Source organism: Lysinibacillus fusiformis (assembly GCF_016925635.1).
Classification (GTDB): domain Bacteria; phylum Bacillota; class Bacilli; order Bacillales_A; family Planococcaceae; genus Lysinibacillus; species Lysinibacillus fusiformis_F.
Genome location: NZ_CP070490.1, coordinates 4,083,970 through 4,104,808 on the forward strand (window position 1 = coordinate 4,083,970; position 20,839 = coordinate 4,104,808).

At 39.5% G+C, this 20,839-nt stretch carries 23 protein-coding genes; 13 read left to right on the forward strand and 10 right to left on the reverse strand.

The genetic code is table 11. From position 1 onward, the window contains the following. The first annotated feature begins 6 nt into the window (after positions 1-6). From JTI58_RS20035 to thrS, 3 genes are all read left to right on the forward strand, one after another. On the forward strand, positions 7-363 hold the full coding sequence (locus JTI58_RS20035) for a hypothetical protein (protein WP_205443268.1): 357 nt from the start codon (positions 7-9) through the stop codon (positions 361-363). A gap of 14 nt (positions 364-377) precedes the next feature. Then, a complete protein-coding gene (locus tag JTI58_RS20040; RefSeq protein ID WP_205443269.1) occupies positions 378-608 on the forward strand; it encodes a hypothetical protein in 231 nt (76 codons plus the stop codon). 372 nt (positions 609-980) lie between these two features. Continuing rightward, a complete protein-coding gene (gene thrS, locus JTI58_RS20045; RefSeq protein ID WP_205443270.1) occupies positions 981-2,897 on the forward strand; it encodes a threonine--tRNA ligase in 1,917 nt (638 codons plus the stop codon). A 123-nt stretch (positions 2,898-3,020) separates the two neighbouring features. Here the strand turns inward: thrS and JTI58_RS20050 are convergent, their stop codons facing one another. Beyond that, positions 3,021-3,491, reverse strand: coding sequence for a hypothetical protein (locus JTI58_RS20050; protein ID WP_205443272.1), 471 nt, complete (start codon positions 3,489-3,491; stop codon positions 3,021-3,023). 173 nt (positions 3,492-3,664) lie between these two features. Beyond that, a complete protein-coding gene (locus JTI58_RS20055; RefSeq protein WP_036122469.1) occupies positions 3,665-3,835 on the reverse strand; it encodes an aspartyl-phosphate phosphatase Spo0E family protein in 171 nt (56 codons plus the stop codon). 516 nt (positions 3,836-4,351) lie between these two features. Here JTI58_RS20055 and JTI58_RS20060 point away from each other — a divergent pair. Together JTI58_RS20060 and JTI58_RS20065 are read left to right on the forward strand one after the other, a co-directional pair. Next, a complete protein-coding gene (locus JTI58_RS20060) occupies positions 4,352-4,891 on the forward strand; it encodes a hypothetical protein (protein WP_243456156.1) in 540 nt (179 codons plus the stop codon). Between the two features lie 13 nt (positions 4,892-4,904). Next, positions 4,905-5,462 carry a histidine phosphatase family protein gene (locus JTI58_RS20065; RefSeq protein WP_205443273.1) on the forward strand — a complete coding sequence of 186 codons (558 nt, stop codon included), beginning with the start codon at positions 4,905-4,907 and terminating at the stop codon, positions 5,460-5,462. 51 nt (positions 5,463-5,513) lie between these two features. On the opposite strand, the gene JTI58_RS20070 is transcribed toward JTI58_RS20065, so the two are convergent. Continuing rightward, positions 5,514-6,065 carry a GNAT family N-acetyltransferase gene (locus JTI58_RS20070; RefSeq protein WP_205443274.1) on the reverse strand — a complete coding sequence of 184 codons (552 nt, stop codon included), beginning with the start codon at positions 6,063-6,065 and terminating at the stop codon, positions 5,514-5,516. A gap of 200 nt (positions 6,066-6,265) precedes the next feature. On the opposite strand from JTI58_RS20070, the gene JTI58_RS20075 reads away from it, so the two are divergent. From JTI58_RS20075 to JTI58_RS20085, 3 genes are read left to right on the forward strand one after another with little or no spacing between them, the layout of a single operon-like run. Then, positions 6,266-6,853 carry an SMI1/KNR4 family protein gene (locus JTI58_RS20075; protein WP_205443276.1) on the forward strand — a complete coding sequence of 196 codons (588 nt, stop codon included), beginning with the start codon at positions 6,266-6,268 and terminating at the stop codon, positions 6,851-6,853. Further along, positions 6,850-7,338 (forward strand): GNAT family N-acetyltransferase, encoded by a 489-nt coding sequence (locus JTI58_RS20080; protein ID WP_205443277.1) that lies wholly within the window; start codon positions 6,850-6,852, stop codon positions 7,336-7,338. The genes JTI58_RS20075 and JTI58_RS20080 overlap by 4 nt, the downstream gene beginning before the upstream one ends. Next, a complete protein-coding gene (locus tag JTI58_RS20085; protein WP_205443279.1) occupies positions 7,335-7,766 on the forward strand; it encodes a GNAT family N-acetyltransferase in 432 nt (143 codons plus the stop codon). The genes JTI58_RS20080 and JTI58_RS20085 overlap by 4 nt, the downstream gene beginning before the upstream one ends. Before the next feature lie 14 nt (positions 7,767-7,780). Here JTI58_RS20085 and JTI58_RS20090 read toward each other — a convergent pair whose 3' ends face one another. Next, complete coding sequence (locus tag JTI58_RS20090) at positions 7,781-8,518, reverse strand: class I SAM-dependent methyltransferase (RefSeq protein ID WP_205443280.1); 738 nt, start codon at positions 8,516-8,518, stop codon at positions 7,781-7,783. 363 nt (positions 8,519-8,881) lie between these two features. On the opposite strand from JTI58_RS20090, the gene ccsB reads away from it, so the two are divergent. After that, the gene (gene ccsB / locus JTI58_RS20095) at positions 8,882-10,051 is read left to right on the forward strand and encodes a c-type cytochrome biogenesis protein CcsB (RefSeq protein WP_205443282.1); all 1,170 of its coding nucleotides are present in this window, start codon (positions 8,882-8,884) and stop codon (positions 10,049-10,051) included. Here the strand turns inward: ccsB and JTI58_RS20100 are convergent. From JTI58_RS20100 to JTI58_RS20110, 3 genes are read right to left on the reverse strand one after another with little or no spacing between them, the layout of a single operon-like run. Beyond that, positions 10,048-10,755 carry a hypothetical protein gene (locus JTI58_RS20100; protein ID WP_205443283.1) on the reverse strand — a complete coding sequence of 236 codons (708 nt, stop codon included), beginning with the start codon at positions 10,753-10,755 and terminating at the stop codon, positions 10,048-10,050. The two genes, ccsB and JTI58_RS20100, sit on opposite strands and share 4 nt — an antisense overlap. A 23-nt stretch (positions 10,756-10,778) precedes the next feature. Continuing rightward, positions 10,779-11,969, reverse strand: coding sequence for an amidohydrolase (locus tag JTI58_RS20105; protein WP_205443284.1), 1,191 nt, complete (start codon positions 11,967-11,969; stop codon positions 10,779-10,781). Positions 11,970-11,982: 13 nt separating this feature from the next. After that, the gene (locus JTI58_RS20110) at positions 11,983-13,512 is read right to left on the reverse strand and encodes an AbgT family transporter (RefSeq protein ID WP_205443286.1); all 1,530 of its coding nucleotides are present in this window, start codon (positions 13,510-13,512) and stop codon (positions 11,983-11,985) included. Between the two features lie 150 nt (positions 13,513-13,662). Here JTI58_RS20110 and JTI58_RS20115 point away from each other — a divergent pair, with 150 nt between their 5' ends. Then, positions 13,663-14,961, forward strand: coding sequence for a hypothetical protein (locus JTI58_RS20115; protein ID WP_205443288.1), 1,299 nt, complete (start codon positions 13,663-13,665; stop codon positions 14,959-14,961). Positions 14,962-15,110: 149 nt separating this feature from the next. Here the strand turns inward: JTI58_RS20115 and JTI58_RS20120 are convergent, their stop codons facing one another. The 3 genes from JTI58_RS20120 to JTI58_RS20130 all read right to left on the reverse strand — a co-directional run bounded on the left by JTI58_RS20120 (position 15,111) and on the right by JTI58_RS20130 (position 18,334). Next, the gene (locus JTI58_RS20120; protein WP_004230248.1) at positions 15,111-15,311 is read right to left on the reverse strand and encodes a cold-shock protein; all 201 of its coding nucleotides are present in this window, start codon (positions 15,309-15,311) and stop codon (positions 15,111-15,113) included. 229 nt (positions 15,312-15,540) lie between these two features. After that, positions 15,541-16,167 (reverse strand): response regulator transcription factor, encoded by a 627-nt coding sequence (locus tag JTI58_RS20125; RefSeq protein WP_205443290.1) that lies wholly within the window; start codon positions 16,165-16,167, stop codon positions 15,541-15,543. Beyond that, complete coding sequence (locus JTI58_RS20130) at positions 16,142-18,334, reverse strand: ATP-binding protein (RefSeq protein ID WP_205443292.1); 2,193 nt, start codon at positions 18,332-18,334, stop codon at positions 16,142-16,144. Before JTI58_RS20130 ends, JTI58_RS20125 begins: the two co-directional genes overlap by 26 nt. A gap of 190 nt (positions 18,335-18,524) precedes the next feature. Between JTI58_RS20130 and JTI58_RS20135 the strand changes: the two genes are divergently transcribed. The 3 genes from JTI58_RS20135 to JTI58_RS20145 all read left to right on the forward strand — a co-directional run bounded on the left by JTI58_RS20135 (position 18,525) and on the right by JTI58_RS20145 (position 20,827). Beyond that, positions 18,525-19,433: a hypothetical protein gene (locus JTI58_RS20135; RefSeq protein ID WP_205443294.1), complete on the forward strand. Its 909-nt coding sequence runs from the start codon at positions 18,525-18,527 to the stop codon at positions 19,431-19,433. Between the two features lie 47 nt (positions 19,434-19,480). Next, positions 19,481-20,458 carry a thymidylate synthase gene (locus JTI58_RS20140; RefSeq protein ID WP_205443295.1) on the forward strand — a complete coding sequence of 326 codons (978 nt, stop codon included), beginning with the start codon at positions 19,481-19,483 and terminating at the stop codon, positions 20,456-20,458. 183 nt (positions 20,459-20,641) lie between these two features. Further along, on the forward strand, positions 20,642-20,827 hold the full coding sequence (locus JTI58_RS20145) for a hypothetical protein (protein WP_205443297.1): 186 nt from the start codon (positions 20,642-20,644) through the stop codon (positions 20,825-20,827). Positions 20,828-20,839: the final 12 nt, after the last annotated feature.

Below are 20,839 nucleotides of genomic sequence, written 5' to 3' on the forward strand. Positions count from 1 at the left end.
TGTTCAATGAAAAAATGGATTTTTCCGATGGTACTCGTCATCCTATTAACGGCCTGTCAAAGTGCTGAGCAGGAGATTCACTATATCGCAAAAAGTGAACATTGGAAAGCCATCTATCATAGTAATGGGGATGAGGGATTGCGCTTATTTTATCTCGGTGATCACAATGATTTGGGACCTTTACAAATCACGATCGAAGGGGCAAAGGAATCCCAAACGTTGGATGATGCGCAGTTAACTAAAGAAGGGTATTATTCATTCACAAGAAAAGAAAGCGAGAAAATTTTTAAACGAGATGCGAAGCCAAAGATTCAGATGAAATGGCAATCTGAGAGTGAGGCTTTAGATGTGAAAAATAACTAGGAGATAATAATAATATGCGAATTGAGCAGCGTGGTGATGTAGTGATCATTGATGGACTAGAGATCAGCGGAGCGATTCAAAAAAAGCAACAATGTCCGGCTTGTCAAAGTTCCATAATCTATGATGACTCATTCGATAGTTATTTTTGTGCGATGTGTAATGAATGGCAGGAGGAGGCATGTGATGACCCGAATTGTCACTACTGTGTACAACGTCCAGAACGCCCATTGCCAGTCCATCGCTAAATTTTTTTAGTGTTTGACAAAGAATCCACTATTCGTTATAGTAATTAACAATTTCATACAAAAATGAAATGGGCAATGAAAAGGACAAGAGATTCGATGAAGCATTTTTAGAGAGGGAGGCCTTGGCTGCAAGCTTCCTAATGTCGTAATCCTATCTTACTACCTTGGAGCCGTGCTTGGAAACTTGCACCGTTTTTGCGACGTTACAGCAAAATCAATGAGCCACTAGCACGTAAACTAGTGGGAATTTGGGTGGAACCACGGGTAATCAACACATACTCGTCCCTTCTTAGGGGCGGATATGTGTTTTTTTTATCTACACAATTATGCCGAGGTGTAATTGATTTTATTACTAAAAAAGGAGTAGAGAACATGTCAAATCAACGTATTCACATTCAATTTCCAGATGGTCAACAGCAAGCATTTACAAAAGGTGTGACACTAACCGATATTGCACAAGCGATTCGTCCAGAACTTCGCAAAAAGGCAGTCGCAGGGAGTGTTAACGGAACCATCATTGATTTGACGCGCCCGATTATGGAAGATGCTCAAATTACATTGTACGATGCAAGCTCAAAGGAAGGGATCGAGGTCATTCGCCATTCTACGGCCCATTTATTGGCTCAGGCAATTAAACGACTTTATCCTCATGCACAATTTGGGGTAGGACCAGTCATTGAAAATGGCTTTTATTATGATATCGATATTGCAGATACACTGACACCGAGTGATTTGCAGCAAATAGAAAAGAAAATGAAACAAATTGCGCAGGAAAATATACCGGTTCATAGACGCGAGGTTTCACGTGAAGAAGCGAAGCAATTATTCGCCCATGATGCGTTAAAGCTCGAACTGTTGGAGGCAATTCCTGCAAATGAGCTAGTTACGATTTATGAACAGGGAGAGTTTTACGATTTATGTCGTGGTCCACATGTCCCGTCTACAGGCAAATTACAGCATTTTAAATTAATGCATGTATCGGGCGCTTACTGGCGAGGCGATAGCAATAACCAAATGCTTCAGCGTATTTATGGCGTTGCCTTTGCCACAAAAGAAGAACTGCATGATCATTTTGTCTTTTTGGAGGAAGCGGAAAAGCGGAATCATCGCAAACTAGGTAAAGAGCTATCGTTATTTATGTTTTCGGAGGAAGCACCTGGCATGCCATTCTATTTAGCCAACGGTCAAATTATACGCAATGAACTGGAATCATATTTGCGCCATTTACAAGCGAAATATGACTATAGGGAAGTACGAACACCGTTGATGATGAACCAACGACTATGGGAGCAGTCGGGTCACTGGGATCATTATAAGGACAATATGTATTTCACACAGGTAGATGACCAAAGCTTTGCCTTAAAGCCCATGAACTGCCCTGGACATATGCTGATTTTTAAAAATGCCCTCCACTCTTATCGGGATTTACCGATTCGTATGGCAGAATTCGGGCAAGTGCACCGACATGAATTTAGTGGCGCCTTGAATGGTCTATTACGTGTACGGACATTCTGTCAGGATGATGCCCATATTTTTGCAACACCACAACAAATTGAGGATGAAATTGCGCTTGCATTAAATATTATTGATGAAGTGTACAATGTCTTTGGATTTGCGTATACGATTGAATTATCGACACGACCAGATGATTATATGGGTGATTTGGCGTTGTGGAATCAAGCGGAGGCGGCACTGGAAAATGTCCTCAAGAATTTAGGCATTGCCTATACAATTAATGCAGGGGATGGGGCTTTCTATGGACCGAAAATTGACATCCATATTAAAGATGCGATTCAGCGCAGTCATCAATGTGCAACGGTTCAGCTTGATTTCCAGCTACCAGAGAAATTTGATTTAACGTATATTAATGAACACAACGAAAAGGTGAGACCGGTTGTCATCCATCGTGCAGTGTTTGGCTCGATTGATCGCTTCTTAGGTATTTTAATCGAGCATTTTGGCGGAGCATTCCCAACTTGGCTTGCACCACAGCAAGTGCAAGTCATTGGTGTAGCAGAGGCACATCAAGGCTATGCCAAGCAGGTAGTAGCAGCCTTACAACAGGCAGGAATCCGTGTGCAATTAGATGAGCGCCAAGAAAAGCTCGGTAAAAAGATACGTGAAGCCCAATTGCAAAAAATACCGTATATTTTAGTCATTGGGGATCGGGAAGTAGCGAACCAAAGTGTAGCTGTTCGCAGACATGGTCAGCAAGATTCCACTGATAAGTCACTACAGCAATTAATAGAAGAAGTTACAGCAGCCATTCAACAAAAAAGTTTAGCTTAAGCCAGCAAAGAAAGCTTGCTTTGAATGTTCGTCATTCATTGCAAGCTTTTTAAATGTTAAGAAATTTTTACCTCTATTTTTTTGAAATGACTACTAGAATCTACGTGATGTGCATACAATGAATTAAAGGTGCTTGGAACTTTCTTGAAAAAGCGAATGTCCCACGATTACTTCTTGTGTTTCAGCGTCGATGACAAGAAACTTACGATAGGATTCATCGGTATTGTGCTGAAAGGATGCTAAAAAATAAACTTGTCGATTGGGATGAATAAAAGTATGTTGAGAGAGGTCTATTGTTTCCTGTTTATCATCTGTTTGTAAATAAAAACGTTTTGTCGCATTTGCCACATCTTTAAAAGCCATCTTTTGACGAATATTCAATGCAGCATTGGGATATTCCTCATAAATCGCACGATTAAGCTGCTGATAAAATTTGTCCTCATCACGAAACGATTGAAATTGGTTGTTTGGGTATTGATATAGTGTATTTATTTCAGTTGGTGTGCAAAGTGTGGGTGCTGTATGGTCTACTGAATGTTGAGGTGGCATTAATATTTTGGAAACAACCATAAAAGTTAAGATAAATACATGCATTATTCAACCTCCAAATGTTTTCTTATCAAAAACATCGCCTACTTTTTCATTCTCTATACATCCAGAGAAATGGCTAGGTGAATGCATGTATCAGCCATGATAAAACCAGCCAATAAAAACATGGCCTGGCTTTATCCAATCTATTCTTTCTTTTATTATATGCCTCGTTATGATTAGGAAGCTTGTGCTTGTTTTAAATATCTATTAAGTAAGACATCCAATTCTTGACTGTAATCTACAACAGTAGGGTGGGTGAAACCAAGATCCTTTGCTTTTTTATACATAATTCTTCGTTTGATCTCAATTTCCGCCTTCAAGAATTGTTTAAGTAATAAGTTAACCAAGATATTTTCCTCCTAATTTTTTATCCATATTCCTGAAATAAATTTCGATGACCTCGATTCAACTTTTTCATTGTATATCACTTATATTAAAAAAAATGTCATATTGTGTTTTGTTTATCAAATTCGTAATTTAGTCATAGATAAGGTACTTCATCCTATTTAGCTTGATTGAAAATGTTTGATTATTATAGATAAAAAATACTGATAAATTCCCCTTTTATTGAATTAAATATATGACTTAAAACCCTATTCATGTGCTGGATAGGGTTATTCACTTGTTTTATTTTAGAAAATATTAAGGAGAAAAAAGAAGCCTTAAGTCTTTTATACTAAGAAAAAAGTTGTAATCAGAGATTGAATTTTCAGATAATTTTACCTGAAATTCATATCTTGTCACATTTTAGCAAATTCCCTTTTATGTTGTTTAGAAATGTGGACATTTCATTGTCTATGGTGAAATGTTGAGAATTTTTGAAATTAATGGAATAATTGATGGAAGATGAGGTGATCAAGCGCATGATGAAAAAACGGGTTTCGATCATTGCTTTATTAAGTTTGCTAACGGCATGTGAAAGGGAGGAGCCCTTACAGGAACCGACCATTGTGTATGACAAGGAGATGACATCAACATACACATCCACTGAATTTAGCTATGTAGCGGATTTATCTGTGGAAAAAACAGAGGCCTATCAAGCATTTTTAAACGATGGAGAAATTCGTCATTTGCAGACCCTTTCGCCAGAGGAAATGCTGCTAATGATGTTTGATTTAGTGGAGGAACCTCGTATGGATGCATTATATGCGATTACTTACAGCAATGATGCATTCCCTACAAAAGAATTGTTTAAGCAATACTATACGGATTCACTTGCAGGTGATTTGCTCGTTACCTATTTCATGTATAGATTTTATGATCGAATAGCTGTTAATGAATCGAGCACCCCTGATTTACAGGTCGTTCAACTGGAAATTTCCGTTGGGAGTCAGCGCTATATCAAAACATATGCTCTGCAACAGCAAGAGGGGATTTGGAAGATTCATTTAGCTAAAGATTAAAGAGGAGAAACAGATGACCGAAATTTATTTTGTTAGACACGCACATGCCCATTATTCAGTGGATGAATATCATCGTCCACTATCTGCTCAGGGAGAAAGGGATGCAGAGCGTGTCACAAATCTATTGAAACATCAACGAATCGATGCGGTATATACTAGTCCCTATCGAAGAGCCATTCAAACAGTGGAGGGAATTGCACACGCTCGACATTTACCCGTCCAAACGATCGATGCTTTAAAAGAACGACAGCTTTCTAGTGGTGTGCTGGAGGATTTTCATGCAGCAGTTCAGCGGGAGTGGCATGAGCCAAGCTTTGCATGGGCGGGAGGGGAGTCCAATCAACAGGCGATGGCTCGCACTATTCCAAGTTTGCGAAACATCCTTCTCACGCATCCGCAGCAGTCTGTCGTGATCGGTACACATGGCAATATCATGGTGTTAATGATGCACTATTTTGATGCCCAGTACGATTACGCATTTTGGCAAAAGTTAAGTATGCCAGATATCTATCGATTATCCTTTCAAGGGCTATCTTTACAGGAAGTAACACGTGTGTGGCAAGAGATCTGAACAAAAAAAGAGATACTACAGCAAGCATAGTATCTCTCTTGTGCTATTCAGTTAATTTCTCTCCCATTCGGAGCGTAAGAGGCCAAATACTACTACATCATGGAATGTACCGAAGCGGAAAATTTCTTGGCGTAAAATGCCTTCTTTTGTGAAGCCGCATTTCTCATAGGAGCGAATAGCTGCTGGGTTAAAGCTAAAAACCTGAAGCTTGATTTTCTGAACAGCTATATATTGGAATATAAAATCAATAAGCGTTTTCATTGCATCTGTGCCATAGCCCTTGCCGTGCCACTCTTTTCCGATTGAAATCCCCACAGAGCACGTGCTATTTTGCCAATTCACTGAATAAACGGCACAGGAGCCAATCAGCTGATGGGACGCTTTTTCATAAATGCCGAAAAAGAATTCCTCCTTTTTCCCACTGATACTGTTAAAGAAAGCGGTGTGATCCTCTACAGTTTGTGGAAAAGGAATCTCATCATTAGCAAGTAGCAAAGAGGTGATTTCGCTTTCGATGGCTATAAAAGCCTCTAGGTCAGCAGAAGTCATTTGCTGTAAAGTGATCGATTGACCTGTTAAAAATGTTTTTAAATAGTGTTCCATTATTGTATTCTCCCTTGTATAAGGGCTGCAAGTAGCGTTACAACCCATCGATTGTTTGTAATACTTTCACGTCTACTGCATTTTTCACACTCATAAACCCACCCCTTTTTTGTGCATACTTCCATAGTAGCATGAGGGACTAAGAGAATGGAAGAAATTATGTTAAAATATGACATAGTTAAAGAGAGAGAGGGATTAAGATGCGTACAGCTTATTTTGCGAATTTATTACACTACTTACCACAGGAGGAGCAGCAACAATTACAACAGGCTGTTGGTGCTTCAGATGCACAAATTCAGGCTTTGTTAGAAGTATTTCCGAATTGCCCACAAGCATTGATTGAGCTATTACAGGATGTCAATGGTACCTATTATTGTCAGCATGGGCAAGAAACCATCAGTGTTCTAGTACTAGGCTCTGATTTAGGGGATTACCCGTATTATTTAAAATCGGTGGAGCAAATCGTAAAAGATTACCATGACAAGCGTGAAACGATTCATGAGCGCTATCAGGAATTTTTAGCGTATGTTGAAGTAGATGAAAAGATTAATATGCATGTCCCGTTAAATGAACGTTTATGCTTTGCGGATTGTATGAATAATGGGGGCACATCGAGCCTATATATTGATTTTACGCCAAATGAAGCAGGGCAAGTTGGTCAGGTGGTTCGTTATGTGCATGATCCTGATAGCTTTGAGGTGATCGCGGCTTCCTTTGAGGAATATTTACTGCAACTTATAGAGGGAGACTATGAATTCACCGCTATTTACGAGGAGGAATTCGAATGACCATGCTGCTCATGTTCTATGAGGACAAGGCACAGCATTTAGTGGAACAATATACGCTAACAGAAGAGCAGCTCCGCTATACTAAGTCTCCAAAAGAGAGCATTGAACTTGCTAAGCAGGATAATAGTCGACATGCTATTTTAGCGATGGATGGTAACAAGCTAGTCACCTTTTTTATCTTACATGAAAAAGAAGGGGTGACGCTTTACTCCTCCAATGAACAGGCGCTATTAATCCGTTCCTTTTCCACCGATTTTTATGAGCAGGGAAAAGGCTACGCCAAAACGGCACTCCACTTATTACCTGACTTTGTTCGCAAGCATTTCCCGCACATCAATGAGCTGGTGCTAGGGGTGAATGTGCCAAATATAGCGGCACAGGAACTTTATAAGCGTTGCGGCTTTGTCGATGAAGGCAGACAGGCGAAGGGACTTCGAGAGGAGCTAAAGGTGATGAGCTATTATTTGAAGGAGGTTAATAATTGAACCATATCATCGAAGCAAAAAGAGAGCATTTACAAGCACTTTATACAATCGATCAAGAAGTGATTGGTGATTCATCCAGAGAGGGAGAAATTCAACAAGCTATCGAAGAGAAACGCTGTTTGCTCTACCAATCCGCCGATACCATTGCGGGGTTTCTGCTATTTAGCAATGACTTTTTTGGCTATAGCTTTATTTCCTTAGTCATTGTCAAGCCGTCCGAGCGCAGAAAAGGCGTTGCGTCTGCCTTAATGATGGCTTATATGAACATGGCTAAAACATCAAAAGTTTTCTCCTCTACAAATCAGTCCAATAAGCGGATGCAACAGCTTTTTCACAACCTAGGCTTTGTCAAAAGTGGTTTTATTGACAATTTAGATGAGGGAGACCCAGAAATGATTTATATGAAACAAGCCTCACCACAAACATAGGGTGAGGCTTTCGTTTATTTTTTTACTTTGATAAATAAAAAGGACGGTTTGCGTAGCTCCTTTTCAATGGAAGGAAGCTGTTGAATGGCTTCTTGGCTTGGAATCGGTTCTACGATTTTATCAATCGTTAACCCATGAGCAATCAATGTATTAACCATTGTTGCTAAGGTGCGATGATATTTGACAACACCCTCCACCAACCATGTTTGCTCACGCAAGCCTTCATCCTGGTAATGATCCACTGCGTAGTGCAGAGGGTGATGATGGTCATCATATATCCAATTATCTTCCGTTGTGTGACGAGCTGTAGCAATAGGATGTTCCACAGAGAAAATAAATACACCGTTAGGACGAAGCATGTGAGCAATTTGAGCAATTACCGCATCAAAATCTTTGACATAATGAAGCGATAGGGAGCTGGTTATACAATCAAAGCTATTCGAGGGTGCTTCATAATCCTCTATTGCCTGTAGCTGATAGTCAATTCGAGGGTGAGCATGCGCCTGCTTGGCAATGGTCAGCATATTGCTCGACACATCTAATGCGGTTACATGCTTGGCTTGATGGTCGATACAATACTTGGCGAAATCACCCATACCACAGCCAATATCAAGTACCCGTAAATTTGTTAAAGGTGGAAGTAAGGCCTTCATAGTGGGCTGCTCTAAAAGACGATTATAATTATATGCTTTTTGTCTCAATGTCTTATACTGATGAAAAAATATCGGATTATCATAAATATTTTGTTTCATTAAAAACCTCCAGTTGATGAAACATAACGTTATGTCAATTGTGCGCATCATTATTGTCCCATGTAGAGATAAAAAGAAATAGACTTTTATTACAATTTTTTGTAGGATGTAGATAGAGGCATATCATTTTTAGATGAAGTTTATTTCCATTTAATGGGATAATGTCTTTGCGAATCCTTCTACATAATGATTTTCCTACCACGACTCTTCTATTCATTTCACTCCTTTTCCTTATATGTCATAAAAATGTAACAATTCTTCAAAATAAAAATATTTAAAGGGAAAACATGGCACTTCTTGCAATCTGTAACGTTCTTAGTAGTTGGAAGCAAATTCCGAAAAAAAGACGTTGGAGGGATTCTATTGAATCAAGAAAGTTTATTATCCATTAGTAGCAATGCCTTATTTATTGCCTTTATTTTACTGCTCATTGCTATTGTGTCATTAGGGCTTGCGGTCAAATCGAAGAGGAAAATGTTCGGTAAGCTAGGATTACTGCTCACTTATCTAGCCTTTACCCTACAGCTCGTATACTTTGTTGTGAGATGGGTAGCGGTTGACCATGCACCTGTCAGCAATATGTATGAATTTATGACGTTCTTTGGCATCATGCTTACAGGAAGTTACTTAATTATCCATTTCTTATATAAGCAAATCGTAGTTGGCTTATTTACTATTCCTGTGTCACTAATCATCCTTGGCTATGGAAGCGTTTTCGCGAAGGAAGTATCGCCACTTGTTCCATCTCTGCAAAGTCACTGGTTAACTATTCATGTCATGACAGTGGCCTTTTCTAGTGCCATTTTATCCGTGTCCTTTGCCACAGGTTTGATTTATTTATTAAGAACACTGGATGTTTCTCAAAAATCTATCAGTACATACGGGCTTGAATTTGTGTTGTATTGTTTGGTGGTTGTCATTGGCTTTATCGGCGTATCGACTTTTTTCAGCGTTGCCACAGAAGAGGTACAGGTACAATTCGATAATGCACAGGGACAGCAAGAACAAGCCACTTACGCCATGATGCCCCTGATTGTTAATAAAGGTGCCGTCACCGAAAAAGGTGATGCAGTAGGTGTAGTCGAAATCACAAACAAAATAGACGCCAAGAAATTAAACTCGATTGTCTGGGCATTTATCGTTGGTACTATTTTATATGGTGTCATTCGATTAATCACAAGAAAATCAGTGAGTGCCTTATTAAAACCATGGACAAGTCGTGTACAGCCACAATTAATGGACGAAATATCCTACCGCGCTGTTGTCATCGGCTTCCCATTATTTGCATTAGGTGGTCTACTATTCGCCATGATTTGGGCCCAAATTGCCTGGAGTCGCTATTGGGGCTGGGACCCGAAAGAAGTCTGGGCATTAATCACCTTTTTATTCTACGCAGCCTTCCTCCATTTCCGCCTATCCAAAGGCTGGGAAGGCGAGAGAACAGCCTGGCTGGCCATCATCGGCTTCGGCATCATCGTGTTCAACCAAGTATTTGTCAACCTAGTCATCGCCGGCTTGCATTCTTATGCCTAGCTGAAGGTGGGCGCTCTGAAGTAAGGTGAGAAGTGATTTTGAGTGAGAGGAGTTATTCTTATGTGAGTGAGAAGTGATCCTGATGGAGGAGTAGTTGCTCTGAAGATGGTGAGGAGTGATCCTGATGGAGGAGAATCCGCTCCTAAAAGGTTGAGGGGTGATCCTAATTGAGGAGAAGCCGCTCCTAAATGTGTGAGAGGTGATCCTAATGGAGGAGAAAGCGCTCCAACTAATAAGGAAGCCGCTCCAAAATAAGGAGAAAGCGCTCCACCCAGTAAGGAAGCCGCTCCAAAATAAGGAGAAAGCGCTCCACCCAGTAAGGAAGCCGCTCTAAAATAAGGAGAAAGCGCTCCAACTAATAAGGTAACCGCTCCAAAGTAAGGGAAAAGCACTCCAACTAATAAGGAAGCCGCTCCAAAGTGAGGGGAAAGCGCTCCCCCGAATAAGAAAGCCGCTCCAAAATAAGGAGAAAGCGCTCCACCAAATAAGGAAGCCGCTCCAAAGTAAGGGAAAAGCGCTCCCCCCAGTAAGGAAGCCGCTCCAAAATAAGGAGAAAGCGCTCCCCCGAATAAGGAAGCCGCTCCAAAATAAAGAGAAAGCGCTCTACCCAATAAGGTAACCGTTCCAACCAGTGAGAAAACCTCTTTGGTCTGCCTTTTCTTCTTATTAAAATAACCAACCGAAAAAAGCATTACGAAATGCATTTAGCACTTCGTAATGCTCTTTTTTAATGATTCTTTGCGAAATAGTCTAATGTTGCTTGGCCTAAGACATTGGCGGCAATTCGTAAGGAGCGCTCGTCGATATCGAATTTCGGGTGATGGTGCGGATAGACTTCTTCCCAATCAGGATTTTTTGCTCCTGTGAAGAAAAAGGCCCCTGGGATTTCCTCTAAGAAATAGGCAAAGTCCTCACCACCCATATTCGGATCAACAATTTCAACAGACTCTACATCTGCAATTTTCTCTGCGGACGCGATTATATGGTCAGTCTCTGCTTCGTGGTTCACAACAGGCGGATAGCCTCGCACATACTCATATTCATAGTCTGCCTTTGTTAAATAACATGTGGCCTTTAAGAGCTCTTCGATTTCATGTTCTAGCAACCGACGCTCTTCCTCATGGAAAGTGCGCACCGTACCCTTCATGTACACTTGATCTGCAATGACATTGAAAGGATTTAATGCCTCGATATGCCCAATCGACACTACTGCTGGACGTAATGGATTGATACGACGTGCCACAAGCTGCTGTAAATTTGTTATAAACTGTGCTGCCAGGACAATGGAGTCCTTGGTATCACTTGGGTTTGAACCGTGGCCACCCTTGCCTTTTATCGTTATATAAATACCATCTGCTGCAGCCATTAATGGGCCTTTAGCTGTTTGGACTTTACCAAGCTCAGTGGGTGCCCATAAATGTGTACCAAAAATCACATCTACACCTTCTAAGCAGCCATCCTTAATCATCGAAATCGCTCCACCTGGCGCAAGCTCCTCGGCATGTTGATGAATAAAGACGATTGTTCCTTCTAGGTCATCCTTCATTTGATTGAACGCCTTCGCTAAAATTAACAGGGAAGCTGTGTGTCCATCATGGCCGCAAGCATGCATACGTCCTTTAATTTTCGATTGGAAAGGTAAGCCGGTTTCTTCCGTAATGGCTAAAGCGTCAAAATCTGCGCGCAATGCTACTGTTTTGCCTGGTTTACCACCAACGAGCTTCGCCACAACACCATTGCCACCTACACCTTCACGAACCTCATGACCTAATGCACGATGAAAGGCAGCAATGGTTTTCGGCGTTTCTACTTCCTCAAAGGAAAGCTCAGGATTTTCATGGAAATGACGACGAAGCTGTATCGTCTCTTCTTCATATTGCTTTAATAAATCTGCTAACTGTTGTTGTAATGTTGTCATTTAATAACACTCCTTATTTTAAGTAAATATAATCTCCAGGGCCAAGCGGTAGACCTAGTAGGAACCAAATGGCAAAGAGGATAATCCAACCGATTGCGAAAAACACTGAGAACGGTAATAAAGAAGAGATAAGCGTACCGATACCGATATTTTTATCATAGCGCTTTGCAAACGACAGTAAAATCGCGAAGTACGGTAACATAGGTGTAATGGGATTTGTAATCGAATCACCTACACGATAGGCCATTTGTGTAACTGCTGGGGAATAGCCTAAGTATAGGAACATCGGTACGAAGATCGGTGCAAGTAAAGCCCATTTTGCAGAAGCACTGGCGATTAATAAGTTGACAAAGGCGCAAATTAAAACAAATCCGATCATCATTGGTAAACCTGTAAAATTTAATGCTTGTAAAAGCTCCGCACCTTTAATGGCTAAAATAGAACCAATATTGCTCCAGTTGAAAAAGGCAATCATTTGTGAAGCCGCAAACGCTAATACAATAAAGGGCGCCATATCAGCAATGGATTTAAAAATTTTCTCTGCAACTTCCTTATCGTTTTTAACTTCCTTCGCTGCAATACCATAGGCAAGACCAGGTAATAGGAAGAAGAATAACATAATGGGTACAATGCCTGACATGAAAGGTGAATTTAAAAAGCCACCTGTTGCAGGATCACGTAAAAGACCGTTCGATGGAATGACTGTAAAAGCAATCACTAGACTATAAATTGCGGTTACGATTCCAGCCCATTTTAACCCTCGCTTTTCTAATGCTGTCAAGGGCTCTAGCTTTTCAATTTCACCATGAAACGTACCAAAGCGAGGCTCTGTAAACTTTTTTGCAACCCATGTACCAATAATGACTAATAAAAAAGTCGAAGCAATTAAGAAGTAATAGTTCATCGTTGCCCGACCAGTGTACGCAGGGTCTGCAATCTGTGCTGCTGATTCTGTAATCCCTAATAATAATACGTCTAGAGAGCTAATTAATATGTTGGCACTGAAGCCTCCAGCTACAGCTGCATATGTAATAATTAAGCCTGCTAATGGATTTCGACCAACGCTCATAAAAATCATGGCTGCAATGGGTGGTAAAATGATAAATGCCGCGTCAGCAGCTAAGTTACCAACTAAACCTGTAAAAATGATAAAAGGTACAATTAATTTTGTAGGTGCTGACATCACAATTTTTTTCATGACAGCCGAAATGAGACCTGTTTGCTCAGCTAAACCGATACCTATCATGGTCACGATGACTAACCCTAAAGGAGCAAAGCCTGTAAATGTTGAAACCATCTGCGTTAAAATTAAGATGAGACCTTCTTGGCTTAGTAGATTTTTTACTTGAATGACATCGTTTGTACCGGGTTGAACTGCTGAAATACCTAGCATGGAAAAGACCCATGATAAAACTAGTACTACACCTGCTAGAATGATAAATAACGTGATAGGGTCTGGTAACTTATTACCTGCACGCTCGATTTTATCTAACATGTTGTCAATCCAAGATTTTTTCTTAATTGTTTGTGAATTCCCTTGCATAAATTTCATCTCCTTTTATACTTTATTAGACTTATTCTTTAAAAATCCAATGTCTTTATTTTAAGACATTGAAAATCTATGTCCTTTATACAAAGAAACCATATTTTCTGACTATTTTCAATATTTATTTTTTATTAAGGAGCTATCTGTATGTATAAAATTAATGTTTTTACCGCAAAACGCTCGCTTTCATGGGTTCAACAGCTTGAAAAAATTAAACCCTCTTTTTGTGAATTTCATTACTATGCTTATACTGATTTTGAACATTTGAATGAGCTTTTAGAAAAGTATTTGGAAGGGGGAAATGGAGCGCTTTTTAGCGGGCAAATACCATATTTTTATGCTCAAACACATTTTCAAGAAGCAACGGTACCCATGCATTATTTTGATATTTCAGAGCGTGATTTTTACCGTACCGTTACGGAGCTTTTTTATGAAAAAAAGATTGCGATGAATCGCATTGCCATCGACTTTTGCTATGAAGAAAATGGCTATTTGGGCATTCATGAATGGTCGATTGGAAAAAAACCTTATCTTTTTAGCCAAACGATGAGCGAGTACGCAAGTAGCGATATTGTCGATAAAGCTGCTGAATGGCACATACAATTGCATAAGGAAAACAAGGTTGATTTGAGCTTTACCCGCATTGCAGAAATACGTGAGCGCTTAGCAGATCAAAATATACCATTTATCGCTTTTTACCCGTCTCCATATGCCATGCAATTAACATTAGATCATTTTCTGAATCAACTGCAAATCCGTCAGCTTAACCAAAATAAAGTTGTGGTAGTGCATATTTTAATTCCCATAGACAAATCGAATATAGATGACTTAGAATATCGGCAAATTGCCTTATATAAATCCATTTTAGATTTCAAACAACTGTATGCCAGCTCATTTATCGTGCATCGTGAGGCGTCCTTCATTGCGATTATCACGACATATAAGCAATTTTTAAGTACAACGAACAGTTATTCACATTGTCATTTAGTTGATTTTTTAAATGAGAAACTATCTTTTCCTGTCAGAATAGGGTGGGGGATTGGTGATTCTTTAATTGATAGTCAGGAGTTTGCTAAAAAAGCCGCAACTCTCTGCTCCTCAAAGGAAACACAGGGGTATATTATTGAAAATACACGAGAAATCGGCCCTTTGTTATATGGAACGATGCTACAGTTTGACGATGAAAAACAACAGCATCTAAAAAATTTAAGTACGACATATGATATTCCCTTATTACAACTACAAAAAATAGAAGCGATGCTGGAAAAACTAACGACAACGATCGTCAGTGGGGAACTCCTCAGCACTCATCTCGGCATTACGGTACGCTCTGCCAACCGCATTTTAAAGCAGCTCCATGAAAAAAAATTAGCACACGAATTACCAAGCAACATATCCACCACGCGTGGACGACCAAAAAAGTATTATCAAATTCATTTATATTAGTCAGGATGGAATGGCTACCTTCGCAAGTTGATAAGATGATCGTAAAGGTATAGCGGGGGAGTAACTCGGATTTATAAATCCTGAAAGGGAAAAAGAGACATCCATTTACGAATGTCTCTTTTTATATGCACGTCTATGTTAAGTGAAGATTATAGTTTCACTACATTCGTTGCTTGAGGTCCGCGGCTGCCTTCTTCTACGCCGAATTCAACTTTTTGGCCCTCTTCTAAAGTTTTGAAGCCATCAGATTGGATAGCTGAGAAATGTACGAATACATCGTTGCCACCTTCAACTGCGATGAAGCCAAAACCTTTTTCTGCGTTAAACCATTTTACTGTACCTTGTGTCATGTAAACACCCTCCCAAAAAAATTCAACAATCAATTGCTTCTATCACATATAAAAAACCTATTCAAAAGCTCATATTACTTTTGAATACGTGTTTTTAATCATCGCAATGAAGTAATGTAATTATTACCCTTATTATAGTACAGAATTGTTTGTATATCCAGTAAATTCCGTTTTTAGTAAGGAAAAATTTACATTTGTAATCTTATAGTAAAGAAACGCTATTTCCTCATTATTTAATCCATGCTTTTTCCTTCGCAACGATGACAGCCTCTGCCCGCGACTCTACATTCAGCTTGACGAATAGCTTGGATAAATAGTTCTCCACTGTACGCTGGGTGACACCTATTGCAGAGGCGATGGCTTTATTTGTGCAGCCTTGGGCAACAAGCTGGAGTATTTCCTGTTCCTTGTCGCTCAGTAAAACCTCCTGCTGAACATTCGGCAGGTTGGTGCGTTGCTGGACAAAGTCTAAGAAATCAGCTGCTAGTAAAATCTCACCTCTTAGGGCTGCTTGAATGGTTTGGATGACTTGCTCCTTTGTCGCCAGCTTTGATAGTAGGCCGTCAATTTTTTTCTCAATCAGCAGCTCATAATAATCGGAAAGTTCGTAGCCTGTATAAAGGATGATCAATGCCTCCGGTTGTTTTTTCTTGATCATCTCTGATAGTTGAATGCCGTTGATTGGCTTCATATTGATATCAATTAAAAATAATTGAAAGGTATCTGTATCCATTCTTGATAATACAGCTGCGCTATCCTGCTCTGTTTCGATATGAACATTGGCTAAATCCTGCAACAATGTTTTCGTACCATCTAAAACGACAGGATGGTCATCTATAATAAGTATGTTCATCATATGAATCCCCGTCCTCTTGTATTTGTATAAAAATATGCATGCCTTCATTACGACTCGATTGGATGGTGATGTCACCATTAAAAGCACGGACACGTTCACGAATGCCATTAATGCCCATTGATGCAGAGGACTGAATTAAGTCGTCAATGTCGCAACCAATACCGTTATCATCATATTGAAGGATAAAGCCTTGAGGAATTGCTTGTAATTGTAGCGAAACCTCTGTTGCTTCGGCATGCTTGATTGCATTATTTAACAGCTCTTGAACGAGACGATAGACCACGAGATGAAGGGTGACATCCTGGAAGTGCACACGATCAATTTGTGCGTCTAATAAAAAGTCAGCCCGAATTTTTACCTTTTGAATGAGTTTTTTTAACGCCATTTGTAAGCCAAAGGTATCCAATAGTGGGGGACTTAGGTTCTCGCAATATTCTCGTAAGTCCTTTGTTGCGTTTAATAGCTGTTCACGAATAGCTAGCACGGTTTCCTTTTTAATAGTAGGAGAGCCGGCAAGGACATCAAGCTCTCTGGCTAAATGAAGCTGCTCCTGCAAAATGGTATCGTGTAATTCCTGTGCTAAAATACTCTTTTCTTTCTCAATAATATTCCATAGCAATTTATCGAGCCAAGGAAGCGGTGTATCACTGGTGTTTTTCATATGCTGAATTTCCTGAACTAAATCCTCAATTTGCTGTAAATTATTGATAAACATCGACACATACAGCGCAAGCAATTCTAACCAAAGGAGCTCTTCCTTTTGCAGGGCATGTCGTATTTCTAGCATGATTTTTTCCTCTCCAGCATCATGTAACAGTAGTTGCGTATAGTGGCTTACATGCTGTGGAGAATCTTCTGTTATCGTACAGATATGAAACGCTGTTGTCCCAAGCTTCTCGGTAATTTCATATTTAAAACGATCCAATAATTCTTGCTGGTTTTTTGCTTTGCCCATGCGCTGAACAGCCGCATATAAATTATGTACATAATTTCCAGTAGAAGAGAAGATAATTTTTCGATACTTAAAATCAATGCGCTCTTTTATATAGAAGCTCGCAATGATCACCATGAAGACAAGTAAAAAAATACTTGTGACATGGACGATGGATAGCTGTCCCAAGAATAACAGGGCAATTCCCGCTGTCAACAGAAGCGCACTGAAAAAGGCTAGTGTTGAATAATAGCGTAATCGTGATAATTGGTATTCAATATCGAATAATCGTTCGTTCACCTGAATGAACAGAAAAGAGAACGGAATAAATAATAAAAACAATGCGGCGATTTCAGCGTGTAATATCGGCTTATGTCCTAAAATTTCAGGTGTAACGAAAAATGATAAAAAGGGCAAAAACGGCACGATAAAGGCAAGCGCAATTAAACGAATTTTTGCCAATTTTGTGCGTAAATAACTCGTTAATAAAATATAAATAGCATACAGCACAAGGACAGCAAATAAACTTAAGTTCAAGATAGGCGTGACCTCACGTATTGCGGGCATGACGCTCTCCATTAGATAGCAGCCAGGGATGATAAGCGTTAATAAGTATAGCCATTTACTGTGAGGGTATGTCCATTTGATTCGTAGGTACTTGAAAAAGTGTTGTAAAAAGTGAATAAAGAGAACCATGCATAAAATAATACAAATGCCAATGACAAACATCCCAATGATATTTCCTCTTGCTGATGCGCCCGTACTGATATAGGCCATGGAACAGGTTAATAAAAACAGGATTAATAAAAACGTTGCAAGATTGTTTTGATTACGTCGCCAAACATAAAGGGCGACGCTGAAAGCTAGGAGAAAATAAAAGATTGGGAACAAAATTTGCAAATATAATTCTTCTGGCATATCTCGATGCTGGACTGCAATGGTTTGAATGCTCTTATCGGCCTTTTGAATCGTTAATGAATTGGCACTTCTAACGACCATTTGTCGCTGAACGTAGCGATTCTCCATGGTTGGCTCCCCATCGATCGCCACAATGATATCTCCTTTTTCAATATTTTTTTGCTGTGCCCATTCGGGGTAATAGCTATCCACAAAAATAGGCTGCCCATTTGTCGTCTCAAGAGTGAGACTAATAAAGGGTGTTTTGATGGCAATACCTAATACATAAATACCAAGTATTAAATATGTAAGAAAAATACAATATGTCCATTTTTTCATTGTGAAACCTCGATTTTGCTTATGATTAGAATCTCCTATATATTATCGCTAATTATTGATAAATTTGGAATACCGAAATAACGTGTTTCGGAAAACCACTATTGTTTTTTCGGAATAACGAAATAGTGTTTTCGGACATGGCTATGATACGGTAAATTTAATCATTAGTGACGAATAGGGGGACGATTGCGTGAAAAAAGGTATTCTAACACTTATTCTTTTTTTCCTCATCGCTATGATCACCATTCCATTGACCACGATGGCTAAAACGGTGAATCAAGATAAAGTCGAAGTAGAAATCGGTCTTATTGGCAGTGATCATCATTTTGTCTATAAGATTCCGAAGCATTTACATAAGGATGTGCCCTATACAGAAATGAAAAATGGCATTCAAGCCTCCTTAGCTAATCATTGGAAAATTGGAGAGACCCGTTACGAGGCCAATAAATCCGATGTTGCCTATACTTTTTATATTCAGGATTTATATCAAGAAAAGCAAGATGGTCAGCTCAAAGTAGCGATTCCCTATCGTAACCTCGTAGGGATGTTTGGCGAGCAAGATCCTATTCAATTGCGCATTTTAGCGAGTAAATTATCCAATTGGACTGTCAATACAAAGGATTGGACAGCGCTTGGCTTTATGGAGCCTTTTACTTTTTTAAGCGAGCGTGAATATGTTTATGAGGGAGCGGTCCATGACTTATTGAACCAAAGGGTGGGTCATTTTGATGGCACAATCCAAAAAAGTCAGTTGCTTCTATATAGTGTGATCTATTTTTGCTTTATGGGTGTCCAACTGCTTGCTTGTCTCATTTTGTCTAGACGCTTAAAAAGGAAAATCATTGAAAACCCAGACAATCTGCATCAGTTCCGTAAACTCAATTACCTGTATCAATTGGTGCCGATCTTAATCATTGTCGCGCAAATCGTGTTCCTTGTATTATCGGGCCTGATTACAGCATTTGGGTTATATTTTAGTCCGGGCATTGATTTATTAGTGATCGTTGGCCCTGTTTTACTGAATATCATCTTGCTTCCCACTTTTTTCGTCACAACAGAAAGTGAAATTTCAAGGGAGCTCAACAATAATTCGTTGTGAAATGGTATAATGGTCAACAGCAAACTTGAAGGAGCTGTTGAAGAAAAATGACGCATCCAGAATTAGCGTACTTAAATTTACTACAACATATATTAGAAAATGGCACGAAGAAAGAGGATCGAACGGGGACAGGTACATACAGTGTCTTTGGTTATCAAATGCGTTTTGATTTAAGCAAAGGTTTTCCTCTTCTAACGACAAAACGTGTGCCTTTTAAGCTTGTAGCAAGTGAATTATTATGGTTCATTAAAGGGGATACCAATATCCGTTACCTATTGCAGCATAATAACCACATTTGGGATGAATGGGCATTCAAAAAATGGGTGGAATCGGACGACTATACAGGGCCAGATATGACAGATTTTGGCCGTCGCTGTTTAGTAGACGAGTCATTTAATGCATTGTATCAAAAAGAGCTTGCTTCATTTTGTGAACGTGTCTTAACAGACGATGCCTTTGCACAGCAATATGGAGATCTTGGAAATGTCTATGGCAAACAATGGCGCCATTGGACAACTTCTGATGGCGAAAGCCTTGACCAGCTACAGGATGTCATTGATCAAATTAAGCATCATCCTGACTCACGACGTATTATTGTCAATGCGTGGAATCCTGAGGATGTGATCAATGCGGGGGCAAAGGGCAGTAAAGCCGCATTACCGCCATGTCATGTCATGTTCCAGTTTTATGTAGCAAATGGTCAATTAAGCTGTCAGTTAATGCAACGAAGCTTAGATACATTATTAGGCTGTCCATTCAATATTGCGTCTTACGCTTTATTAACACATTTGATTGCACATGAATGCGGACTAGAGGTTGGCGAATTTATTCATAGCATTGGGGATGCGCATATTTATGCGAACCATGTGGAGCAAGTGAAAGAACAGCTATCACGTGAGCCAAGGAACCTACCAACATTGCACATCAATCCAAATAAAACATCGATCTTCGATATAGAGCTTGAGGATTTATCCATTGAAGGATATGATCCACATCCTGCGATTAAAGCACCGATTGCCGTATAATACTAACAGCAGCCTTTATGGTTGCTGTTTTTTCAAACAAATAATTAGGTCTAACGATTTGTTTTACGAAATAGGTAGGTAGTTGGATGACTGGATGAAGAGAAATTGATTATAGTTATTATGGTATAATTAGCATTATTTGGTATAATGGTATTAGTCCATTATATTGTAGGGGTGATAGTTGTGAAAAATGCAATGGTACTTCTAGTAGATGAATATGATCGACAGCCAGGTGATCCAGAACAAAGCATGGGTTCTGTGCAGCATGCATTTTCCTGTAACTCGATCGAATTGTCACAGCAGCAAATTCAGGAAATGATGCAAATCATCGAAGAGATTCGTTTGAAAGGTTATAAAGAAACACTATAAATGTAAGCGCCT

Bases quoted from the DNA above. Each gene is read 5' to 3' on its own strand.
- JTI58_RS20125 (WP_205443290.1), bottom strand. From the start codon at position 16,167: ATGATGAACATACTTATTATAGATGACCATCCTGTCGTTTTAGATGGT.
- JTI58_RS20065 (WP_205443273.1), top strand. From the start codon at position 4,905: ATGACCGAAATTTATTTTGTTAGACACGCACATGCCCATTATTCAGTG.
- JTI58_RS20115 (WP_205443288.1), top strand. From the start codon at position 13,663: ATGTATAAAATTAATGTTTTTACCGCAAAACGCTCGCTTTCATGGGTT.
- JTI58_RS20080 (WP_205443277.1), top strand. From the start codon at position 6,850: ATGACCATGCTGCTCATGTTCTATGAGGACAAGGCACAGCATTTAGTG.
- JTI58_RS20120 (WP_004230248.1), bottom strand. From the start codon at position 15,311: ATGACACAAGGTACAGTAAAATGGTTTAACGCAGAAAAAGGTTTTGGC.
- JTI58_RS20040 (WP_205443269.1), top strand. From the start codon at position 378: ATGCGAATTGAGCAGCGTGGTGATGTAGTGATCATTGATGGACTAGAG.
- JTI58_RS20060 (WP_243456156.1), top strand. From the start codon at position 4,352: ATGATGAAAAAACGGGTTTCGATCATTGCTTTATTAAGTTTGCTAACG.
- thrS (WP_205443270.1), top strand. From the start codon at position 981: ATGTCAAATCAACGTATTCACATTCAATTTCCAGATGGTCAACAGCAA.
- JTI58_RS20075 (WP_205443276.1), top strand. From the start codon at position 6,266: ATGCGTACAGCTTATTTTGCGAATTTATTACACTACTTACCACAGGAG.
- JTI58_RS20090 (WP_205443280.1), bottom strand. From the start codon at position 8,518: ATGAAACAAAATATTTATGATAATCCGATATTTTTTCATCAGTATAAG.
- JTI58_RS20050 (WP_205443272.1), bottom strand. From the start codon at position 3,491: ATGCATGTATTTATCTTAACTTTTATGGTTGTTTCCAAAATATTAATG.
- JTI58_RS20110 (WP_205443286.1), bottom strand. From the start codon at position 13,512: ATGCAAGGGAATTCACAAACAATTAAGAAAAAATCTTGGATTGACAAC.
- JTI58_RS20130 (WP_205443292.1), bottom strand. From the start codon at position 18,334: ATGAAAAAATGGACATATTGTATTTTTCTTACATATTTAATACTTGGT.
- JTI58_RS20070 (WP_205443274.1), bottom strand. From the start codon at position 6,065: ATGGAACACTATTTAAAAACATTTTTAACAGGTCAATCGATCACTTTA.
- JTI58_RS20105 (WP_205443284.1), bottom strand. From the start codon at position 11,969: ATGACAACATTACAACAACAGTTAGCAGATTTATTAAAGCAATATGAA.
- JTI58_RS20140 (WP_205443295.1), top strand. From the start codon at position 19,481: ATGACGCATCCAGAATTAGCGTACTTAAATTTACTACAACATATATTA.
- JTI58_RS20100 (WP_205443283.1), bottom strand. From the start codon at position 10,755: ATGCATTTCGTAATGCTTTTTTCGGTTGGTTATTTTAATAAGAAGAAA.
- JTI58_RS20035 (WP_205443268.1), top strand. From the start codon at position 7: ATGAAAAAATGGATTTTTCCGATGGTACTCGTCATCCTATTAACGGCC.